Genomic DNA, 17,805 nt, shown 5'->3' with positions numbered 1-17,805 from the left:
CTGGAGAAACGCATCATGAACGCAAGCACTCAACCTGCCCAACTCGAAGGCCGCATCGCCGTGGTGACGGGCGCCAGTTCCGGCATCGGCCGCGCATCGGCGATCGAACTCGCGCGACGCGGCGCGAAGGTCGTCGTCAGCGCCCGGCGCAAGACGGAACTCGATCGACTGGTCGACGAGATCGCGACGGCCGGCGGCGAAGCCCGCGCATTCGCGGCGGACGTCGCTAACGAAGACGATCTGCGCAAGCTCTTCGACTTCGCGGTATCGACTTACGGCCGCCTCGACATCGCGTTCAACAATGCCGGCACGGAAGGCGTGTTCGCGCCGCTGCTCGAGCAGAACGCGGAAAGTTTCGACAAGGTGTTCGAGCCGAACGTGCGCGGCGTCTTCAACTCGATGAAGTTCGCGGCCGAAATCATGCTGCGCCAGGGGTCGGGCAGCATCATCAACAACGCGTCGATGGGCGGCCTGATCGGCTTCGAGAACGCGTCGGTCTATATCGCGAGCAAGCACGCGGTAATCGGGATGACGAAGACGGCGTCGATCGAGTGGTTCAAGCGCGGCGTCCGCGTCAACGCGCTGTGCCCCGGCCTGATCGAAACGCCGTTCCATCACCGCGGCATCTGGCCGTCGGACGAAGCGCAACAGGCGTTCGCCGCGTCGACACCGGCAGGACGGTGGGGTTCCGCCGAGGAAATGGCGACGATCGTCGCATTCCTCGCGTCGGACGACTCAAGCTACGTGTCGGGGCATGCACTCGTGGCCGACGGCGGCTATTCGGTGGCATGATCCACGGGGCGCGAGCCGCGCAGCGGCTTCAAGGTGCGGGGGCCGCGACCGCCGCTTCCCGTTTCGCGTGCAGCCGCAACGCGGCCCACGCGATCCCGGCCGCGAAGATCGCGACCACGCCGCCGAAGGTGCCGATCCACGGCAGCCCGAAGTCGCCCGCGATATGGTTGCCGAGCAGCGCGCCGGCGCCGATCCCGACGTTGTACAGCCCGGAGTAGATCGACACGGCCAGGTCGGTCGCCTCCGGCGCCAGCTTCAGCACCCACGCCTGCATCGCCAGCCCGAAACAGACGATCGCGCCGCCCCACACCAGCGTATGCACCGACAGCGTGACGATGTTCAGCGCGCACGGGAACAGGATCAGCAGGCAGCCTGACAGCGCCACGATCGACGCCAGCAGGAAATCGTCGGGCCGGTGCGGATAGACGCGATTGAAGCAGACCGCGGCCGGCAGGCCGGCGACGCCGAACAGGATCAGTACGTACGTGATCCGGCTGTTGCTCGCGTGGTTGATGCTCTGCACGAACGGTTCGATGTACGTGTACGACGTGAAGTGCGCGGACACGACCAGCACGGTGATCGCGTACAGCGCGACCAGCGCGGGCTTGCGCAGAAATACGCCGATGCTGCTCAGCGATCCGGCGCCCTGGCTCGGCAGCAACGGCAGCGTGGCGCGCAGCAACAGCAGCGCGACGCCCGCCGCGCCCGCGATGATCAGGAACGTGACGCGCCAGCCGAACGCCTCGCCGATCACGCGGCCGAGCGGAATCCCGGCCACCATCGCGATCGCCGAGCCCATCGCGATCAGGCTGAGCGCACGGCTTTTACGGTCGCTCGGCGCGAGCCGTACCGCGAGCGGGATCGAAATCGACCAGAACACCGCATGCGCGCACGCGATGCCGAGCCGGCCGATCATCAGCACGGTGAAGTTCCACGCGAAGCCGGTCACGACATGACTGCCGATGAACACCAGCAGCGCCACGCTCAACAGCTTGCGGCGCTCGACGTGCCGCGTGACGAAGGTCAGCGGCAACGAGACGACCGCGACGGCCCACGCGTAGATCGTCAGCATCAGGCCGACGGCGGTCGGCTGCATCTGCAGGCTGTCGCCGATCGCGCTCAACAGCGCGACGGGTACGAATTCGGTGGTGTTGAAGATGAAGGCGGAGAGCGCAAGGGCCAGAACGCCCCACCACGATTGTTCGGAACTGACGGCGTCGGGGGTTGCCATACGGGGATTCGACGAAGGTTGGGCGCGCGCGGGCGGCCCGCCCGGCGCATCGGCGCGATTGTACCAGCGCCGTTCGACACGCTGCCGCCGGGCGCGGCGCGTGCGGCATGTGCGGCGCGGGACATGGCGGTGACACGGCCGCGCACCGATAATGTAACGAATGGGTTTTTGCCGACGATTTGCCCGAACGCTACCGGACCAGGAGATTCACATGCGCATTGAAACGTCATTTCTGTTCGATCTCGACGGCACGCTCGTCGACAGCGTCTATCAGCACGTGCTCGCGTGGAAGGAGGCGCTCGATGCGGAAGGCATCGAACTGTCGGTGTGGCGCATCCACCGCAAGATCGGGATGAGCGGCGGCCTGTTCCTGAATCAGCTGCTGCGCGAGACGGCCGGCGACATCGACGCGGAGCGCGTCGAGCGGCTCGCGCGGCTGCATGCGGCCGCCTACCAGCGGCTGCGCGCGCAGGTGCGGCCGCTGCCCGGTGCACGCGAGTTGCTGGCCGCGCTGACGAATGCCGGCATTCGCTGGGCCATCGCGACCAGCGGGCGGATGGAAACCGCGGCGATCAATCTGGAAGCGCTTGGCGTCGATCCGGCGAAGAACGTGGTCGTCACGCGCGACCAGGTGAAGTATGCGAAGCCGGACCCCGACCTGTTCCTGACCGCGGCCGCTCAGTTGAATGTGCCGATCGAACACACGGTGGTGGTCGGCGACAGCATCTGGGACATGCTCGCCGCGGCCCGCTGCCGCGCACTCGGCGTCGGGCTGCTGTCGGGCGGGTATGGCAGCGACGAACTGGAACGCGCGGGCGCGCTGCGCGTGTATGACGATCCGGCCGATCTGCTGTGGCATCTGGACGAGATTGCGGCGCGGCCGTAGGTGCCGGCCGGCCTGTCGACGGTGACAACGGGTCTACACGACGGGCCGTGCAGCACACAACTGTCCGGCAGCTTGCGTGGGCGACAAGCTCGACGTGAAAGGTGCGCGCCCAAGCGAAATACATCGTGGCGCTCTGCGCGGCGGCATCGGGCACTACGCGCACCGCCCTCCGATAGCGCAGCCGCCGTTCAGCTGTCGAATTAAGCCTGGGCGAAATATGCAGGTCACCAGAAAAAATTCAATCGTGATCGCGCTCGTTTTGGCGCTGGCGATTCCGTTTCTTACGTTGCGAAAATCATACGAGGGCTGCGAAAGCTTTACTCAGGCTCTTAACGGAGGAACGAAAGAGTTCGGTGGCGAGAAATACAAAATCGGGCTGTGTGGGGCACGTCGCTCGTTTGGCGACGGCGACGAAATTCGGATCCAGGTGATAGGACCGGCAGGAGATGTGCTGGCGGAGCGGTATTTCGCGGTGCGCACGATTAACGATGCAGCCCCTCGGGAACTAGAGTACGGCGACGACAATATTTTCTACTACGACCAATCGAAGTCGTCTCGGTTGCGCTTCATCGCCATGCCGCCTTCCAGGATGGACGGGTGGACGGCGCGAGTACCTTTGCTGCAACGACTGATCGCGTTATTTTCATGACGAGCAGCATGCGATCGTCAGGATTCACGTCGATCTCGTAGCGCCAAACATGAAGGGTGCGCGGATCGCTCGTCGATTCTTCCCAGCGCGGGCCGACATGCAAAGACGAAGGCCCGTCGCCGCAAGCGCCACGCCGGTCAGTCGTCATCCACGCGCTTGTCGATCAGATAGCGGCCGCGCTCGACACCCGCGCGCAGCGCCTCCACCTCGGTCAGCCATTCGGGGCCGGCCGGCTCGGGAACATACAGCTCGATGCGTGCGCCGTCCACATACACCTGCACCTCGTCGCGCCATGCGCCGCTTTCGTCGCGCCGCGCCCAGACGAGAATCTCGTGACCGCGATATGGGTCCCGAACCTGCGCATCCTGTTGATGTTGCACGGTGGCCTCCTGTCCTTATCTGCGATTCCGATGCAAAAAATGCGCGCCGCATGGTCGCCGCGCACGCCGTAGGCCTTGTGCGCACGCGCCGTGCCCGGCCGGCACGCGGCTTGCGTCCCCTTGGTGCATCGAATCGCCGCCGCGCCGCCACGCGCGTGCGGGAAGGAGTGCACATCATGATCGGCCATCTCGAACTGCTTGGACGCCTGCTGCTGGCCGCACTGCTCGGCAGCGTCATCGGGCTCGAACGCGAGCGCCTGAACTGGGCCGCCGGGCTGCGCACGCACATGCTCGTGTGCGTGGGCTCCGCGCTCGTGATGCTGGTGTCGACATTCGGCTTCGAGGACGTGCGCGGGCAAAACGGCGTCGTGCTCGATCCGTCGCGGGTCGCGGCGCAGGTGGTGTCGGGCATCGGCTTTCTCGGCGCCGGCTCGATCCTGCTGCGCGGCGAAGTCGTGCGCGGACTGACGACGGCTGCGAGCCTGTGGGCGGTGGCCGGCGTCGGCCTTGCCACGGGCGGCGGCATGTACCTGGCGTCGATCGGCGCGACGGCGATCGTGCTCGCGATCCTCGCGGGCGTGAAGCCGCTCGAACGCCGCTTCATCGCCCAGCGCCAGCAGCGCACGCTGCAGCTCGTGGCCGAGCGCGGCGGCCTCACGCTCGGCACGCTGCACGAAGCGCTCGGCCCCGGCCGCGTGCGCGTGAAACGGTTCATCGTCCAGCAGTCGGACGACGATCCCGACACCGACGACATTTCGGTGTCCTTCTCGCGCACGAGCGGACCGGAATTCGCCGCGATCTGCGAGACGCTGCAGAACATCGCCGGCGTACGAACCTGCCAACCCGACAACGCGTCAAGGAGCCTCGCGTGACCCGCACCGACCTGCTCTCCTATCTCGTGACGAGCCAGCTGGCCACGCGCATGCGGTCGAGCGCATGGCTCACCCCTCGCCAGCTCGTGAACGCGCAGCGCGCATGGCTCGCGTGCCATCACGCCGAATGCGGATGGCTCGAGCGGATCCGGATCGCGAACGCGTCGGCGACGATCGCGCAAGGCATCTACGACATCGCGATCGCGTCAGGCGCCCCCGACAGCGGCAAGCGCGTGCGGCTCGATGCCGATTCACCGGAACTGCAGGCGCTGCGTGAGCGTTGCGACGCGCTGCTGCAGCGGATCGACGGCGGCCGGGACGTCGACGCGCGATGATCGAGACGGATCGCAAGACACTCGCCGGCGAGCCGGCGATCGACGGCGCCCAGCCCCGCGGCGCATCGCGGCACGGCCTGCTCGAACGCGGTCGCAACTGCGACGCGATCCGTCACGCGGACCGCTTCACGATGCTCGTCGACGGCGACGCATACTTCTCGACACTGCGCGCCGCGCTGCTGCGCGCGCGCCATACGGTGTTCATCGTCGGCTGGGACGTCGACAGCCGGATGCGACTCGCGCGCGGCGGCCCCGACGACACGCTGCCCGACACGCTCGCGGCATTCCTGCATGCGCTTGCCGAAGCACGCCACAACCTGCGCATCTACGTGCTCGCGTGGGACTTCGCGATGATCTACGCGCTGGAGCGCGACTGGCCGCCCGTGTACCGCGCCGGCTGGCACGCGCATCGCGGGATCGTGTTCCGGCTCGACGGCACGCATCCGCGCGGCGCGTCGCATCACCAGAAGCTCGTCGTGATCGACGACCGGCTCGCGTTCGTCGGCGGCCTGGACCTGACGCGTGCGCGCCGGGACACGCCCGCGCACGCAGCCGGCGACCCGCGCCGCCATGACGAGGACGGGATGCCGTACGCACCGTTCCACGACGTGCAGGCGATGTTCGACGGCGACGCGGCCGCCGCGATCGGCGAGCAGGCCCGCGCGCGCTGGCTGCAGGCATGCGGGCGCCGGATCGCGATCCGCGCGCAGCGCCATCTCGACCGGCCGGACGGCGACGATCCCTGGCCGCCCGGGACACGCGTCGACGTGCGCGACGTGCGGCTCGGCATCGCCTATACGGCCCCGCGCCACAGCGGCCGCGCGCCGGTGCGGCAGGTGCGCGCGCTCGTCGAGGACACGATCCGCGCCGCACGCCGGCACCTGTATGTCGAGAACCAGTACTTCACCGCGGCAGTGGTGCGCGAGACGCTCTCCGCGCGCCTCGCCGACGCGCACGGGCCGGACGTGACGGTTGTCGCACCGCGCGTGCAGAGCGGCTGGCTGCAGGAAGCGACGATGGGCGTGCTGCGCGCGCGGCTGCACGCGACGCTTGTAGCGGCCGACCGCTTCGGTCGCTACCGGCTGCTGTATCCGCACGTCGACGGGCTCGGCGACGCATGCGTGAACGTGCACAGCAAGCTCGCGATCGTCGACGACGAATGCATCGTGATCGGCAGTGCGAACCTGAACAACCGTTCGATGCTGCTCGACACCGAATGCTGCATCGCGCTCGTCGCGGCCGGCGATACACGCATTCGCGCGTCGATCGCCGGCATGCGTGCACGGCTGCTGGCCGAGCATCTCGGTACGGCGCCCGCGGTCGTGGCCGATGCACTGGCGGGCGCCGAACGACCGAATGCCGTGCTCGACCGGCTGCGCGCGAAGCCCGGCCGCACGCTGCGCACGCTCGATCCGGCCGTCGCGCCGCAGCTCGACGCGCTCGTGCCGGTCAGCGCGCGGCTCGACCCGGAGCAGCCGATCGAACCGGACCGCTTCGTCCGCGAATTCGTGCCGCGCGACCGCCATCGCCCGCTCACCGCGCGCTTTTTCGTGCTCGGCACGGCCGTGCTGCTCGTCGCCGCACTCGCGCTCGCGTGGCGCTTCACGCCGCTCGGCGAACGCGTCAACGTCGCGTCGCTGTCGCATGCGGCAGCCGGCGTCGCGCAACTGCCTGCCGCACCGGTGCTGCTGCTGGCCGGCTACGTGATCGCCGCGACCTTCGCGGTGCCGATCACGCTGCTGATCGCGGTGACGGGGCTCGTGTTCGGCGCGTGGCCGGGCTTCGCCTATGCGGCGATCGGCACGATGGCGGCCGCCGCCGCGACCTACGGGCTCGGCCGCTGGCTCGGGCGCGACGCGGTGCGCCGGCTGGCCGGCGCGCGCGCGAACCGGCTGAGCGAACACATCGGCCGGCGCGGCGTGCTCGCGATGGCCGTGCTGCGATTGCTGCCGATCGCGCCGTTCGCGGTCGTGAACCTCGTCGCCGGTGCGTCGCACATCGGCTTGCGCGACTTCCTGGTCGGCACGGCGATCGGGATGCTGCCCGGCATTGTGCTGACCGTCACGTTCGCGCACCAGTTGACGGCCGCGCTCGGTCATCCGCGGCCCGCGGCGTTTGCGTGGCTCGCCGCGATCGGCCTCGCGCTGGTCGGCGTGTCGATCCTGCTCGTCAGGGTGCTGCGACGATGGCGCTGAGCTCACACGCGGCGCCGCCGCCGGAAATCGCCGTCGCCGACGGCGCGCCCGCCGCCGCGCCGGGCGGGCGCGACTTGCGGATCGCGACCTACAACATTCGTGGCGGCTACGGCGCATGGCCGGCGCGCGCGGCCGACCGGATCGCCGCGGTGATCGATGAACTCGACGCGGACGTGATCGCCCTGCAGGAAGTACCGCTCGGCGGCACGCGCGCACCCGACGTGCTCGCCCACCTGCGCGACGCGACCGGCATGCATGCGGTCGCCGGCCCGACGATCGACACGCCGGAGCGCCGCTACGGCAACGCGGTGCTGTCGCGCTGCCCGATCCGCGCGGCGCGCACGCTCGACCTGTCGTTCCACCAGCGCGAGCCGCGCGGCGCGCTCGACGCCGACATCGATTGCGACGCGGGCACGATCCGCGTGGTCGCGACCCATCTCGGGCTGTCGGCAAGCGAACGCAGCGCGCAGGTGCAGCGGCTGCTCGCGGCCTTCGACACGGGCGCGATGCCGGTGATCCTGCTGGGCGACATCAACGAGTGGTTCGTGCGCGGCCGTGCACTGCAAGCGCTCGTCACGCGGTTCCGGCGCGCACCGGCGCCGCGCACGTTCCCGACCGTATGCCCGGTGTTCTCGCTGGACCGGATCTGGATCCACCCGGGCGAGTGGCTGATCGACGTGGTCGTGCACCGCAGCGTGCGGGCACGGCATGCTTCCGACCACTATCCGCTGGTCGCGCGGATGCGCGCGCCGCCCTCGACGCCCGCGGCGGGTACGTTGCTTGCGCAGTGAGTCCTTTTACGATTCGGCGGAGTCACCATGCAAACCGACGCCCTCGACGGAAAGGATCTCGATTACTGGTGCGCCCGCGCGCTGTGCGCGGATGACGAAGACACGCTGCGCTTCACGGCCGTCGCGCCGACCGTCGTCGTGACGGCCGCCTGCGACGCGTTCCGGCACGTCGATGCGCCATTCGCGCCGTCGACGTCGTGGGCCGACGCGTGCACGGTGCTCGACCGTGTCGACGACCTGCGGATCACCCGCCACGGCAACGACGTCGAGTGCGACGCGACCTTCGTCGACGGGCCGTCGACGTGCGGTGCCCACGGCCACGATGCGCGCGTGGCGCTGCTGCGCGCGTTCGTGCGTGCGCGCTTCGGCGACACGGTCGATGCGCCGCCGCCGTTCTCGCACCGGATCGAACACGGCGCCGTGGTGCGCTACGACCCCGGCGCACCGCTGCCCGAGCCGGACGACGATCGCGCCGCAGGCGACAGCACGGATATCCGCTCGATACCGCGGATGTGAGTACGCGCGGCTGCCATGCGCATGTAAAAACGACAGTCCCCATTCACCGGGATCCGGCCCGCCCCTTGCTGCACGGAACGCCACGCGGCAGGCACGCGCGTTGCGGCGCACCGGGATCACCGATCGCCGCTACCCGCCCGCGCCACGCCATGGACTCCACGCCGACCTTCGCTCCGCACCTCTATTTCTGCGACGCCCGCCTCGTCGGGCCGCTCGACGCGTGGCCTCAGACGTTCGCGCACATCGCGGGCATGGGCTTCGATCATGTGCTCGTCGGCGCCTTCTGGGCTGCGAGCGCCGCCGGCTTTCCGCGCCACGTGGCCGATTTCCGGCGGCCGGCGCAGTCGTACGAGACGCGCGCGAGCGCGCTCGAAACCTTCTCGCGGCTCGCGCAACTGGCGAAGGGCCACGGGCTGCGCCTGCTGCTCGAAGTCGTGCCCGACCGCATCGCACGCGACAACCCGCTGCGCGCCGAGCATCCGGACTGGTACGTCGAGCGCACGCACGACGACGCGCTGATCGACCCGCGCGGCACCGCGCACGCGCTGGATCTCGCGCACGCGAACGTCGGCGACGAAGCGGCGCGCGACGCGCTGTCGGCATGGTGGTGCGCGCACCTCGCCACGTTCGCCGATGCGGGCGCGGCCGGTTTCCTGATCGATGCGCCGCATCATCTGCCGGCCGGCTGGTGGCCGGGCTGGCGGGCGGCGCTGCGCCGCGCGCGCCCCGACGTCGCGGTGCTCGCGGGCGTGCCCGGCCATGCGCGCGACGCGCTCGCGCAGCTCGAGGCTGCCGGGTTCGACGCGGTGTTTTCGTCGGTGCGCTGGTGGGACCTGCACGCGCCGTGGTTCGCGGACGAACACCGGCTGCTGCGGCGCATCGGCTCGCCGATCGCCTTCCCCGATGCACCGGACGGCCCGCGTCTCGCCGACGACTGGTCCGACGCATCGGACGACACCGTCGCCCGCGCGTATCGCCGCGCGCTGTGGACGGCCGCGGCCGTCGGCACCGGCTGGCTCGTACCGATGGGCTTCGAGCGCGGCGTCACGGTGCCGCTGATGGCGCGCGACGCCGATGCCGGGCGCTACCGCGCCGCGTTCGACCACGGCCGTTTCGACCTGTCGGGCGCGCTCGCCGATGCCAACGCATGGCGCCGTGCGACGCCCGTCGCCGCGGCGCGCGGCGAGATCGCGCAACTGAGCGCGCCGGGCGCAGCCGCGACCGTGCTGCTGCGCGGCACGGGCCCGTCGCTCGAACACGACGAAGCCGCGCTGCTGATCGCGCTGAATCCCGCGCTCGACGCGCCGGCGCCGGTCGACCCCGCAACGATCCTGCCGGGCGTGCCCGGCGGCTTCACGCGTGTCGTCACGCAAGACGGTGCGCAAACGCATCCGCCGGCCGCGCTCGCACCGTTCACGCTCGAACCCGGCGCCTACGCGCTGCTGCACGCGTGGCGTGCGCCCGCTGTCACGACCCGTCCCGACGCGTCGCGCGAGCGCGGCGCGCTGTCCGCCGCGCTCGCGGCCGACCGGATCGCGATCGAGCGCGTCGAGCCGTCGGTCGACGGCGGCCGCTTCGCGGTCAAGCGCGTGATCGGCGAACCGCTCGTCGTGCGGGCGTCGATCTTCACGGACGGCCATGCGCACCTCGCGGCCGCGCTCCAGTGGCGCGCGGAAGATGAAGACACCTGGCGCGAAGTGCCGTTCGAAGCCGAGCCGAACGACCGCTGGCACGCGCGCGTCACGCTCGACCGGCTCGGCCGGCATGAATTCCGCGTGATCGCATGGCGCGACGACTGGGCGTCGCTCGTCGACGACGTCACGAAGAAGCACGCAGCCGGCCAGGACGTGACGCTCGAACTGCGCGAGGCGCAGTTGCTGCTCGCGGCCGCGCTCAAGCGCGCCGAGCCGGCCGACCCGCGCGCGGTCCCGCGGATGGAGCGCCTCGTCGCCGAATTCACGGATGCGCCGGCCGATGCGCGACTCGCGCTGCTCGGCGCCCCGCCGCTCGCCGACGCGTTCGCGGCGCTGCGCTACCGCCCGTTCGTCACGCATGACGACACGGCCTACCCGGTCGACGTCGAGCGCCGCGCGGCGCGCTTCTCGAGCTGGTACGAGATGTTTCCGCGCTCGGCCAGCGACGATCCGCACCGGCACGGCACGTTCGACGACGTGATCGCGCATTTGCCGCGCATCCGCGACATGGGTTTCGACGTGCTGTACTTCCCGCCGATCCACCCGATCGGCACGGCCGCGCGCAAGGGACGCAACAACAGCCTGAACGCCGGCCCCGACGATGTCGGCAGCCCGTATGCGATCGGTTCGCCCGACGGCGGCCACACGGCCGTGCATCCGCAGCTCGGCACGCTCGACTCGTTTCGCGCGCTCGTCGCTGCCGCACGCCTCCACGGGCTCGAGATCGCGCTCGATTTCGCGATCCAGTGCTCGCCCGACCATCCATGGCTCGCCGCGCATCCCGGCTGGTTCGCGTGGCGGCCCGACGGCTCGCTGCGCTTCGCGGAGAATCCGCCGAAGCGCTACCAGGACATCGTGAACCCCGATTTCTACGCGCCGGACGCGCTGCCCGGCCTGTGGCTCGCGCTGCGCGACGCGGTGCTGTTCTGGGTCGATGCGGGCGTGCGGATCTTCCGCGTCGACAACCCGCACACGAAGCCGCTGCCGTTCTGGGCGTGGATGATCGACGACGTGCGCGGCCGGCATCCGGACGTCGTGTTCCTGTCCGAGGCGTTCACGCGGCCGGGGATGATGTATCGCCTCGCGAAGGTCGGCTTCTCGCAGTCGTACACGTACTTCACGTGGCGCGAGTCGAAGCGCGACTTCATCGACTACCTGACCGAGCTGACGACCGGCCCCGCGCGCGAGTTCTTCCGGCCGAACTTCTTCGTCAACACGCCCGACATCAACCCGCGCCACCTGCAGAACGCGCCGCGCTCGCAGTTCGTGATCCGCGCGGCGCTCGCGGCGACGCTGGCCGGCTCGTGGGGCCTGTACTCGGGTTTCGAACTCGGCGAATCGGCGCCGCTGCCGGACAGCGAGGAATATGCGAACGCCGAGAAATACGAGCTGCGCGCGCGCGACTGGAGCAAGGCCGCGCATATCGGCGCCGAAGTCGCGCGGCTGAACCGTGCGCGGCGCGATCACGCGGCGCTGCAGACGCACCTCGGCCTCACGTTCGTCGACGCGGACAACGATTCGGTGCTCGTGTTCATGAAGGCGACGCCGGCGTTCGACAGCGTGGTCCTCGTCGCGATCAGCCTCGACCCGTGGCATCCGCAGGCCGCGAACTTCACGCTCGACGCGGCGCTGTGGCGCGGCCTCGGGCTCGTCGACGGCGAACCGCTCGACGCACTCGAACAGGACGCCGCGCATGCGCAGACCTGGCGCGGCCATCGCCAGTACGTGTCGCTCGATCCGCACGTGCGGCCTTACGCAATCTGGCGGCTCATGCCGTCGCCGGACGCCGCGCGGGCGGCGGCGCCCGCACCGGACGACGCCCGACATGCCTCGGGAGCCCACGGATGATGAAACGCGAAGATTCCCTCGACGACGTGCGCCGCGCGCAGTTTCCGTCGCTCGCGCCGGCCGGCACGCCGCGCCGGCGCCGCGCGCGCCGCCGCGAACCTGCGCTCTGCGCGGACGATCCGCTGTGGTACAAGGACGCGATCATCTACCAGGTGCACGTGAAGTCGTTCTACGACTCGAACAACGACGGCATCGGCGACTTCCCCGGCCTGATCGCGAAGCTCGACTACATCGCCGAACTCGGCGTCGACACGATCTGGCTGCTGCCGTTCTACCCGTCGCCGCGCCGCGACGACGGCTACGACATCGCCGACTACCGCGACGTGCATCCCGACTACGGCACGCTCGCCGACGTGCGGCGCTTCATCCGCGAAGCGCATGCGCGCGGCATCCGCGTGATCGCCGAGCTGGTGATCAACCACACGTCGGACCAGCATCCATGGTTCCAGCGCGCGCGCCGTGCGAAGCCGGGCTCCACGCATCGCGACTACTACGTGTGGTCCGATACCGACACGAAATACGCGGGTACGCGAATCATCTTCCTCGATACGGAGACGTCCAACTGGACTCACGATCCGGTGGCCGGCCAGTATTACTGGCACCGCTTCTACTCGCACCAGCCCGACCTGAACTTCGACAATCCGGCCGTGGTGCGCGAAGTGATCCAGGTGATGCGCTTCTGGCTCGATCTCGGCATCGACGGGCTGCGGCTCGACGCGGTGCCGTATCTCGTCGAGCGCGAAGGCACGAACAACGAGAACCTGCCCGAGACGCATGCGATCCTGAAGCGGATCCGCGCGACGATCGACGCCGAGTACCCGAACCGGATGCTGCTCGCGGAAGCGAACCAGTGGCCGGAAGACGTGCAGGAATACTTCGGCAACGAGGACGAATGCCACATGGCGTTCCACTTCCCGCTGATGCCGCGCATCTACATGTCGATCGCGAGCGAGGACCGCTTCCCGATCCTCGACATCATGCGGCAGACGCCGGCGCTCGCGCCGAGCAACCAGTGGGCCGTGTTCCTGCGCAATCACGACGAGCTGACGCTCGAGATGGTCACCGATTCGGAGCGCGACCTGCTGTGGCAGACCTATGCGAGCGACCGGCGCGCGCGGCTGAACCTCGGCATCCGGCGCCGGCTCGCGCCGCTGATGGAGCGCGACCGGCGCCGCATCGAGCTGATCAATTCGCTGCTGCTGTCGATGCCCGGCACGCCGGTGATCTACTACGGCGACGAGCTCGGGATGGGCGACAACATCCACCTCGGCGATCGCGACGGCGTGCGCACGCCGATGCAGTGGTCGTCGGACCGTAACGGCGGCTTCTCGCGCGCCGACCCCGAACTGCTGGTGCTGCCGCCGGTGATGGGCTCGCTGTACGGCTATGACGCGATCAACGTCGAGGCGCAGACGCGCGACCCGCATTCGCTGCTGAACTGGACGCGGCGCATCCTCGCGACGCGCCGCGCGTCGCAGGCGTTCGGGCGCGGCACGATCCGCTTCCTGCGCCCGGAGAACCGCAAGGTGCTCGCCTACCTGCGCGAGCTCGACGGCCACGAGCCGGTGCTGTGCGTCGCGAACCTGTCGCGCGCGTCGCAGGCGGTCGAACTCGACCTGTCCGAATTCGCGGGCCGCGTGCCGATCGAGATGACGTCCGATTCGCCGTTTCCGCCGATCGGCCAGCTCCCGTATCTGCTCACCTTCCCGCCATACGGGTTCCTGTGGTTCGTGCTCGCCGAGCATGGCCGCGAACCGTCTTGGCGGCAGCCGCATGCGGAGCCGCTGCCCGAATACGTGACGCTCGTGATGCGGCGCGGCGATACGCGGCCGGACGTGTCGCAACTGCATGCGCTCGCGCACGACGCGCTCGCGTCGTGGCTCGCACGGCGGCGCTGGTTCGCGTCGAAGGATCGCGCGATCGGCGACGCGTGGCTGAACGTCGTCACGCCGATTCCGGACGAGCCGTTCCAGTACGCGGAAGCGTGGGTGTCCGCAAGCGACGGCGACGTCGAACGCTATGTCGTGCCGCTCGCGGCCGCGTGGGGCGGCGAGACGTCCCATCCGCTGTTCGCGCAGCTCGCGCTCGCGCGCGTGCGGCGCGGCCACACGGTCGGCTACCTGACCGACGCGTTCGCGCTGCCGGCATTCGCGCGCGGGATGCTGCGCAAGCTGCGCGACGGCGCGACGGTGCCGACCGCCGACGGCGGCCGGCTCACCTTCCTGCCGGAAGACGCGCTCGCCGCGCTCGATCCCGGCGACGATGCGGAAGTACGCTGGCTCGCGGCCGAGCAGAGCAACAGCTCGCTCGTGATCGGTGACACGATCGTGCTGAAGCTGGTGCGCAAGGTCGCGCACGGCATTCATCCGGAAGCGGAAATGAGCCGACACCTGACGCGCATCGGCTATGCGAACACCGCGACGCTGGCCGGCGAAGTCGTGCACGTCGATCCGGACGGCACGCCGCACACGGTCGCGATCCTGCAGCGCTACGTCGACAACCAGGGCGACGCGTGGACACGCTCGTTCGACTTCCTGCGGCGGGCGGTCGACGAGCTCGCGTTGCCGGCCGCGGACGACGACGAAGCGGCCGACGCGGCCGACGAACCCGACGCGCTGCTCGGCTATGCAGCGTTCGCGGGCATCGTCGGCACGCGGCTCGGCCAGTTGCACGTCGCGCTCGCGCAGCCGTCCGGCGATCCCGCGTTCGCACCGGAGCAGGCGACGCCCGACCACGTCGACGGCTGGTGCGCGGACGCGATCGCGTCGTTCGAGCGCGCGCTCGACGTGCTGCACACGCGGCTCGATGCGCTCGACCCCGCGATGCGCGCAGCGGCCGACACGCTGCTCGCGTCGCGCGACGCCGCCGTAGTGGCGCTCGGCGAACTCGTGCCGCGCACGCTCGACGCGCAATGCATGCGGATTCACGGCGATTTCCATCTCGGCCAGGTGCTCGACGTGCAGGGCGACGCGCTGCTGATCGACTTCGAGGGCGAACCGGCGCGCCCGCTCGAGCACCGCCGCGCGAAGTCGCATCCGCTGCGCGACGTGGCCGGCCTGCTGCGCTCGCTGTCGTATGTCAGCGCGACCGCGCAGTTCGCGATCGAGAAGGCGCCGCCGCAGGCGGCCGGCCGCAAGCGCGCGCTGTTCGACCGCTTCGGGCAGGCCGCCGCCGACCGCTTCGTCGAGTGCTATCGTGCGGCCGCCGACCTCGCACCCGCGCGCTTCGTCGATCCGCGCTATGCCGATCGCCTGCTCGCGCTGTTCCTGATCGACAAGGCGTCGTACGAGCTGTGCTACGAAGCGGCGAACCGGCCCGACTGGCTGAGCGTGCCGGTCGGCGGCCTCGCGGCGCTGGTCGAGCGCCTGCTCGGCGACAACGGCCTGCCCGAAGACGGAGGAACCCCATGACCGACACGCTGTTCGAACGCGCCGATATCGACGCGCTGCTCGCCGGCCGCCATCCCGATCCGTTCGCCTGCCTCGGCCCGCACGGGCAGGACGACCGGCTCGTCGTGCGCGCGCTGCTGCCGGGCGCCGAACGCGTGCGTGCGCTGTCGCCCGACGGCGACGAACTCGGCGCGCTCGCATGCGTCGATCGCGCCGGCTGCTTCGCCGGGACGATCGCGCACGACGGCGGCGTGCCGCATTACCTGCTCGCGGTCGACTGGCCGGACGCGCGGCAGGTGATCGACGACGCGTACGCGTTCGGCACGCTGCTCGACGAAGCGGCGCTCGGGCGCTTCTCGGCCGGCGACCCGAGCGCCGTGCTCGACTGCCTCGGCGCGACGCCGATGCGCATCGACGGCGCCGACGGCGTGCGTTTCGCGATCTGGGCGCCGACCGCGCAGCGCGTGTCGGTGGTCGGCGACTTCAACGCGTGGGACGGTCGCCGCCATCCGATGCGGCTGCGGCGGCCATCGGGCGTATGGGAGCTGTTCGTGCCGGGCATCGGTGCGGGCGAGTGCTACAAGTACGAGCTGCGCGCGGCCGACGGGCGCGTGCTGCCGCACAAGGCCGATCCGTGCGCACGCGCGACCGAGGCGCCGCCGCGCACGGCGTCGGTGGTCGCCGACGTCGCGGCGCTCGACGCCTTCGCGTGGCACGACGACGGCTGGATGCACGCACGGCCTCGCGTCGACCGCTACCGCGTGCCGTGGTCGATCTATGAAGTGCATCCGGAGTCGTGGCAGCGCGTGCCCGAGGAGATGAACCGCAGCGCGACGTGGGACGAGATGGCCGAGCGGCTGATTCCGTACGTGAAGGGGATGGGTTTCACGCACGTCGAGTTCATGCCGATCGCCGAATACCCGTTCGGCGGCTCGTGGGGCTACCAGCCGCTCGCGCAGTTCGCGCCGTCCGCGCGCTTCGGCCCGGTCGACGGTTTCGCGCGGTTCGTCGATCGCGCGCATGCAGCCGGCATCGGCGTGATCGTCGACTGGGTGCCCGCGCACTTCCCGAACGATGCGCACGGGCTCGCGCAATTCGACGGCAGCGCGCTGTACGAGCACGCCGATCCGCGCGAAGGGATGCACCCCGACTGGAACACCTGCGTGTTCAACGTCGGGCGCACCGAGGTCGGTGCGTTCCTCGTCGCGTCGGCGCTCGCGTGGGCGCGCCGCTATCACGTCGACGGCATCCGCGTCGACGCGGTCGCGTCGATGCTGTACCGCGACTATTCGCGCAAGGAAGGCGAATGGGTGCCGAACGTGCACGGCGGCCGCGAAAACCTCGAATCGGTCGCGTTCCTGCGCCTGCTGAACGACACGCTGCACGGTGCGGCCGCGCCGGCCGGCGTCGTCACCGTCGCGGAGGAGTCGACCGCGTGGCCTGGCGTCACCGCACCGACCGGTGACGGCGGCCTCGGCTTCGACTTCAAGTGGAACATGGGGTGGATGCACGACACGCTCGCATACCTGCACGAGGATCCGATCCACCGCCGCTATCACCACGACCGGATGACGTTCGGGCTCGTCTACGCATTCTCGGAGCGCTTCGTGCTGCCGCTGTCGCACGACGAGGTCGTGCACGGCAAGGGCTCGCTCGTCGCGAAGATGCCGGGCGACGCGTGGCAGCGGCTCGCGACGCTGCGCGCGTACTTCGGCTTCATGTGGGCGCACCCCGGCAAGAAGCTGCTGTTCATGGGCAGCGAATTCGCGCAATGGGCCGAGTTCGCGCACGATGCGACGCCGCACTGGGACCTGCTCGACGCACCGGCCCATCGCGGCGTGCAGCGGCTCGTGCGCGACCTGAACCGCACGTATGCGGCGGAACCGGCACTGCATGCGCTCGACTGCCACGCGGCCGGATTCTCCTGGCTGATCGGCGACGACCGCGACAACAGCGTGTTCGCGTTCGCGCGCCGCGACGATGCCGGGCACCTGGTCGTGGCCGTCTGCAACTTCACGCCGGTGCCGCGCGCCGGCTACCGTCTCGGGCTGCCCGCGCCCGGCCACTGGCGCGAACTGATGAACACCGATGCCGCGCCGTACGGCGGCACCAACGCCGGCAACGACGGCGCCGTGTGGGCCGAGGCCGTGCCCGCGCACGGCGAGGCGTGGTCGGCGCTGCTGCGCCTGCCGCCGCTCGCGACGCTATGGCTGACGCCCGCTTGATT

The 17,805-nt window shown here is 70.1% G+C and carries 13 protein-coding genes; 11 read left to right on the top strand and 2 right to left on the bottom strand.

Features of this window, described 5'->3' with window-relative positions; all coding sequences use genetic code 11:
* The first annotated feature begins 15 nt into the window (after nucleotides 1-15).
* Entirely contained in the window at nucleotides 16-792 is a 777-nt protein-coding gene (locus DIE03_RS17785; RefSeq protein WP_124452549.1) for an SDR family NAD(P)-dependent oxidoreductase, read from the top strand.
* Nucleotides 793-820: 28 nt separating this feature from the next.
* Here the strand turns inward: DIE03_RS17785 and DIE03_RS17780 are convergent, their stop codons facing one another.
* Nucleotides 821-2,023, bottom strand: a complete 1,203-nt coding sequence (locus DIE03_RS17780; protein WP_124452548.1) for a sugar transporter — start codon at nucleotides 2,021-2,023, stop codon at nucleotides 821-823.
* A gap of 211 nt (nucleotides 2,024-2,234) precedes the next feature.
* On the opposite strand from DIE03_RS17780, the gene DIE03_RS17775 reads away from it, so the two are divergent.
* Both DIE03_RS17775 and DIE03_RS17770 read left to right on the top strand, forming a co-directional pair.
* A complete protein-coding gene (locus tag DIE03_RS17775) occupies nucleotides 2,235-2,909 on the top strand; it encodes an HAD family hydrolase (RefSeq protein ID WP_124452545.1) in 675 nt (224 codons plus the stop codon).
* A 76-nt stretch (nucleotides 2,910-2,985) separates the two neighbouring features.
* Nucleotides 2,986-3,558: a hypothetical protein gene (locus DIE03_RS17770; RefSeq protein WP_124452543.1), complete on the top strand. Its 573-nt coding sequence runs from the start codon at nucleotides 2,986-2,988 to the stop codon at nucleotides 3,556-3,558.
* A 137-nt stretch (nucleotides 3,559-3,695) separates the two neighbouring features.
* Here the strand turns inward: DIE03_RS17770 and DIE03_RS17765 are convergent, their stop codons facing one another.
* Nucleotides 3,696-3,938: a DUF6566 family protein gene (locus DIE03_RS17765; protein ID WP_124452541.1), complete on the bottom strand. Its 243-nt coding sequence runs from the start codon at nucleotides 3,936-3,938 to the stop codon at nucleotides 3,696-3,698.
* Nucleotides 3,939-4,114: 176 nt separating this feature from the next.
* Between DIE03_RS17765 and DIE03_RS17760 the strand changes: the two genes are divergently transcribed.
* The 8 genes from DIE03_RS17760 (at nucleotide 4,115) to glgB (ending at nucleotide 17,803) form a co-directional block, all read left to right on the top strand.
* Entirely contained in the window at nucleotides 4,115-4,810 is a 696-nt protein-coding gene (locus tag DIE03_RS17760) for an MgtC/SapB family protein (protein ID WP_124452539.1), read from the top strand.
* Entirely contained in the window at nucleotides 4,807-5,145 is a 339-nt protein-coding gene (locus DIE03_RS17755; RefSeq protein WP_124452537.1) for a hypothetical protein, read from the top strand. Before DIE03_RS17760 ends, DIE03_RS17755 begins: the two co-directional genes overlap by 4 nt.
* Complete coding sequence (locus DIE03_RS17750) at nucleotides 5,142-7,340, top strand: VTT domain-containing protein (RefSeq protein ID WP_124452535.1); 2,199 nt, start codon at nucleotides 5,142-5,144, stop codon at nucleotides 7,338-7,340. The genes DIE03_RS17755 and DIE03_RS17750 overlap by 4 nt, the downstream gene beginning before the upstream one ends.
* Nucleotides 7,331-8,131: an endonuclease/exonuclease/phosphatase family protein gene (locus DIE03_RS17745; protein WP_124452533.1), complete on the top strand. Its 801-nt coding sequence runs from the start codon at nucleotides 7,331-7,333 to the stop codon at nucleotides 8,129-8,131. Before DIE03_RS17750 ends, DIE03_RS17745 begins: the two co-directional genes overlap by 10 nt.
* 27 nt (nucleotides 8,132-8,158) lie before the next feature.
* Nucleotides 8,159-8,647 (top strand): phage protein NinX family protein, encoded by a 489-nt coding sequence (locus DIE03_RS17740; protein ID WP_124452531.1) that lies wholly within the window; start codon nucleotides 8,159-8,161, stop codon nucleotides 8,645-8,647.
* A gap of 149 nt (nucleotides 8,648-8,796) precedes the next feature.
* A complete protein-coding gene (locus DIE03_RS17735; protein ID WP_124452529.1) occupies nucleotides 8,797-12,189 on the top strand; it encodes a maltotransferase domain-containing protein in 3,393 nt (1,130 codons plus the stop codon).
* Nucleotides 12,189-15,599 carry a maltose alpha-D-glucosyltransferase gene (gene treS, locus DIE03_RS17730; protein ID WP_124452776.1) on the top strand — a complete coding sequence of 1,137 codons (3,411 nt, stop codon included), beginning with the start codon at nucleotides 12,189-12,191 and terminating at the stop codon, nucleotides 15,597-15,599. The genes DIE03_RS17735 and treS overlap by 1 nt, the downstream gene beginning before the upstream one ends.
* Nucleotides 15,596-17,803: a 1,4-alpha-glucan branching protein GlgB gene (gene glgB / locus DIE03_RS17725; protein WP_124452527.1), complete on the top strand. Its 2,208-nt coding sequence runs from the start codon at nucleotides 15,596-15,598 to the stop codon at nucleotides 17,801-17,803. The genes treS and glgB overlap by 4 nt, the downstream gene beginning before the upstream one ends.
* Nucleotides 17,804-17,805: the final 2 nt, after the last annotated feature.

This window comes from Burkholderia sp. Bp8992 (assembly GCF_003853705.1).
In the GTDB taxonomy this organism is placed as follows: Bacteria; Pseudomonadota; Gammaproteobacteria; order Burkholderiales; family Burkholderiaceae; genus Burkholderia.
This window is presented reverse-complemented; position numbering and strand designations above follow the sequence as displayed.

What these genes read in the sequence shown, in the direction of transcription:
- DIE03_RS17785 (WP_124452549.1), top strand. Translation starts at nt 16, where the DNA reads ATGAACGCAAGCACTCAACCTGCCCAACTCGAAGGCCGCATCGCCGTG.
- DIE03_RS17780 (WP_124452548.1), bottom strand. Translation starts at nt 2,023, where the DNA reads ATGGCAACCCCCGACGCCGTCAGTTCCGAACAATCGTGGTGGGGCGTT.
- DIE03_RS17775 (WP_124452545.1), top strand. Translation starts at nt 2,235, where the DNA reads ATGCGCATTGAAACGTCATTTCTGTTCGATCTCGACGGCACGCTCGTC.
- DIE03_RS17760 (WP_124452539.1), top strand. Translation starts at nt 4,115, where the DNA reads ATGATCGGCCATCTCGAACTGCTTGGACGCCTGCTGCTGGCCGCACTG.
- DIE03_RS17750 (WP_124452535.1), top strand. Translation starts at nt 5,142, where the DNA reads ATGATCGAGACGGATCGCAAGACACTCGCCGGCGAGCCGGCGATCGAC.
- DIE03_RS17745 (WP_124452533.1), top strand. Translation starts at nt 7,331, where the DNA reads ATGGCGCTGAGCTCACACGCGGCGCCGCCGCCGGAAATCGCCGTCGCC.
- DIE03_RS17740 (WP_124452531.1), top strand. Translation starts at nt 8,159, where the DNA reads ATGCAAACCGACGCCCTCGACGGAAAGGATCTCGATTACTGGTGCGCC.
- DIE03_RS17735 (WP_124452529.1), top strand. Translation starts at nt 8,797, where the DNA reads ATGGACTCCACGCCGACCTTCGCTCCGCACCTCTATTTCTGCGACGCC.
- treS (WP_124452776.1), top strand. Translation starts at nt 12,189, where the DNA reads ATGAAACGCGAAGATTCCCTCGACGACGTGCGCCGCGCGCAGTTTCCG.
- glgB (WP_124452527.1), top strand. Translation starts at nt 15,596, where the DNA reads ATGACCGACACGCTGTTCGAACGCGCCGATATCGACGCGCTGCTCGCC.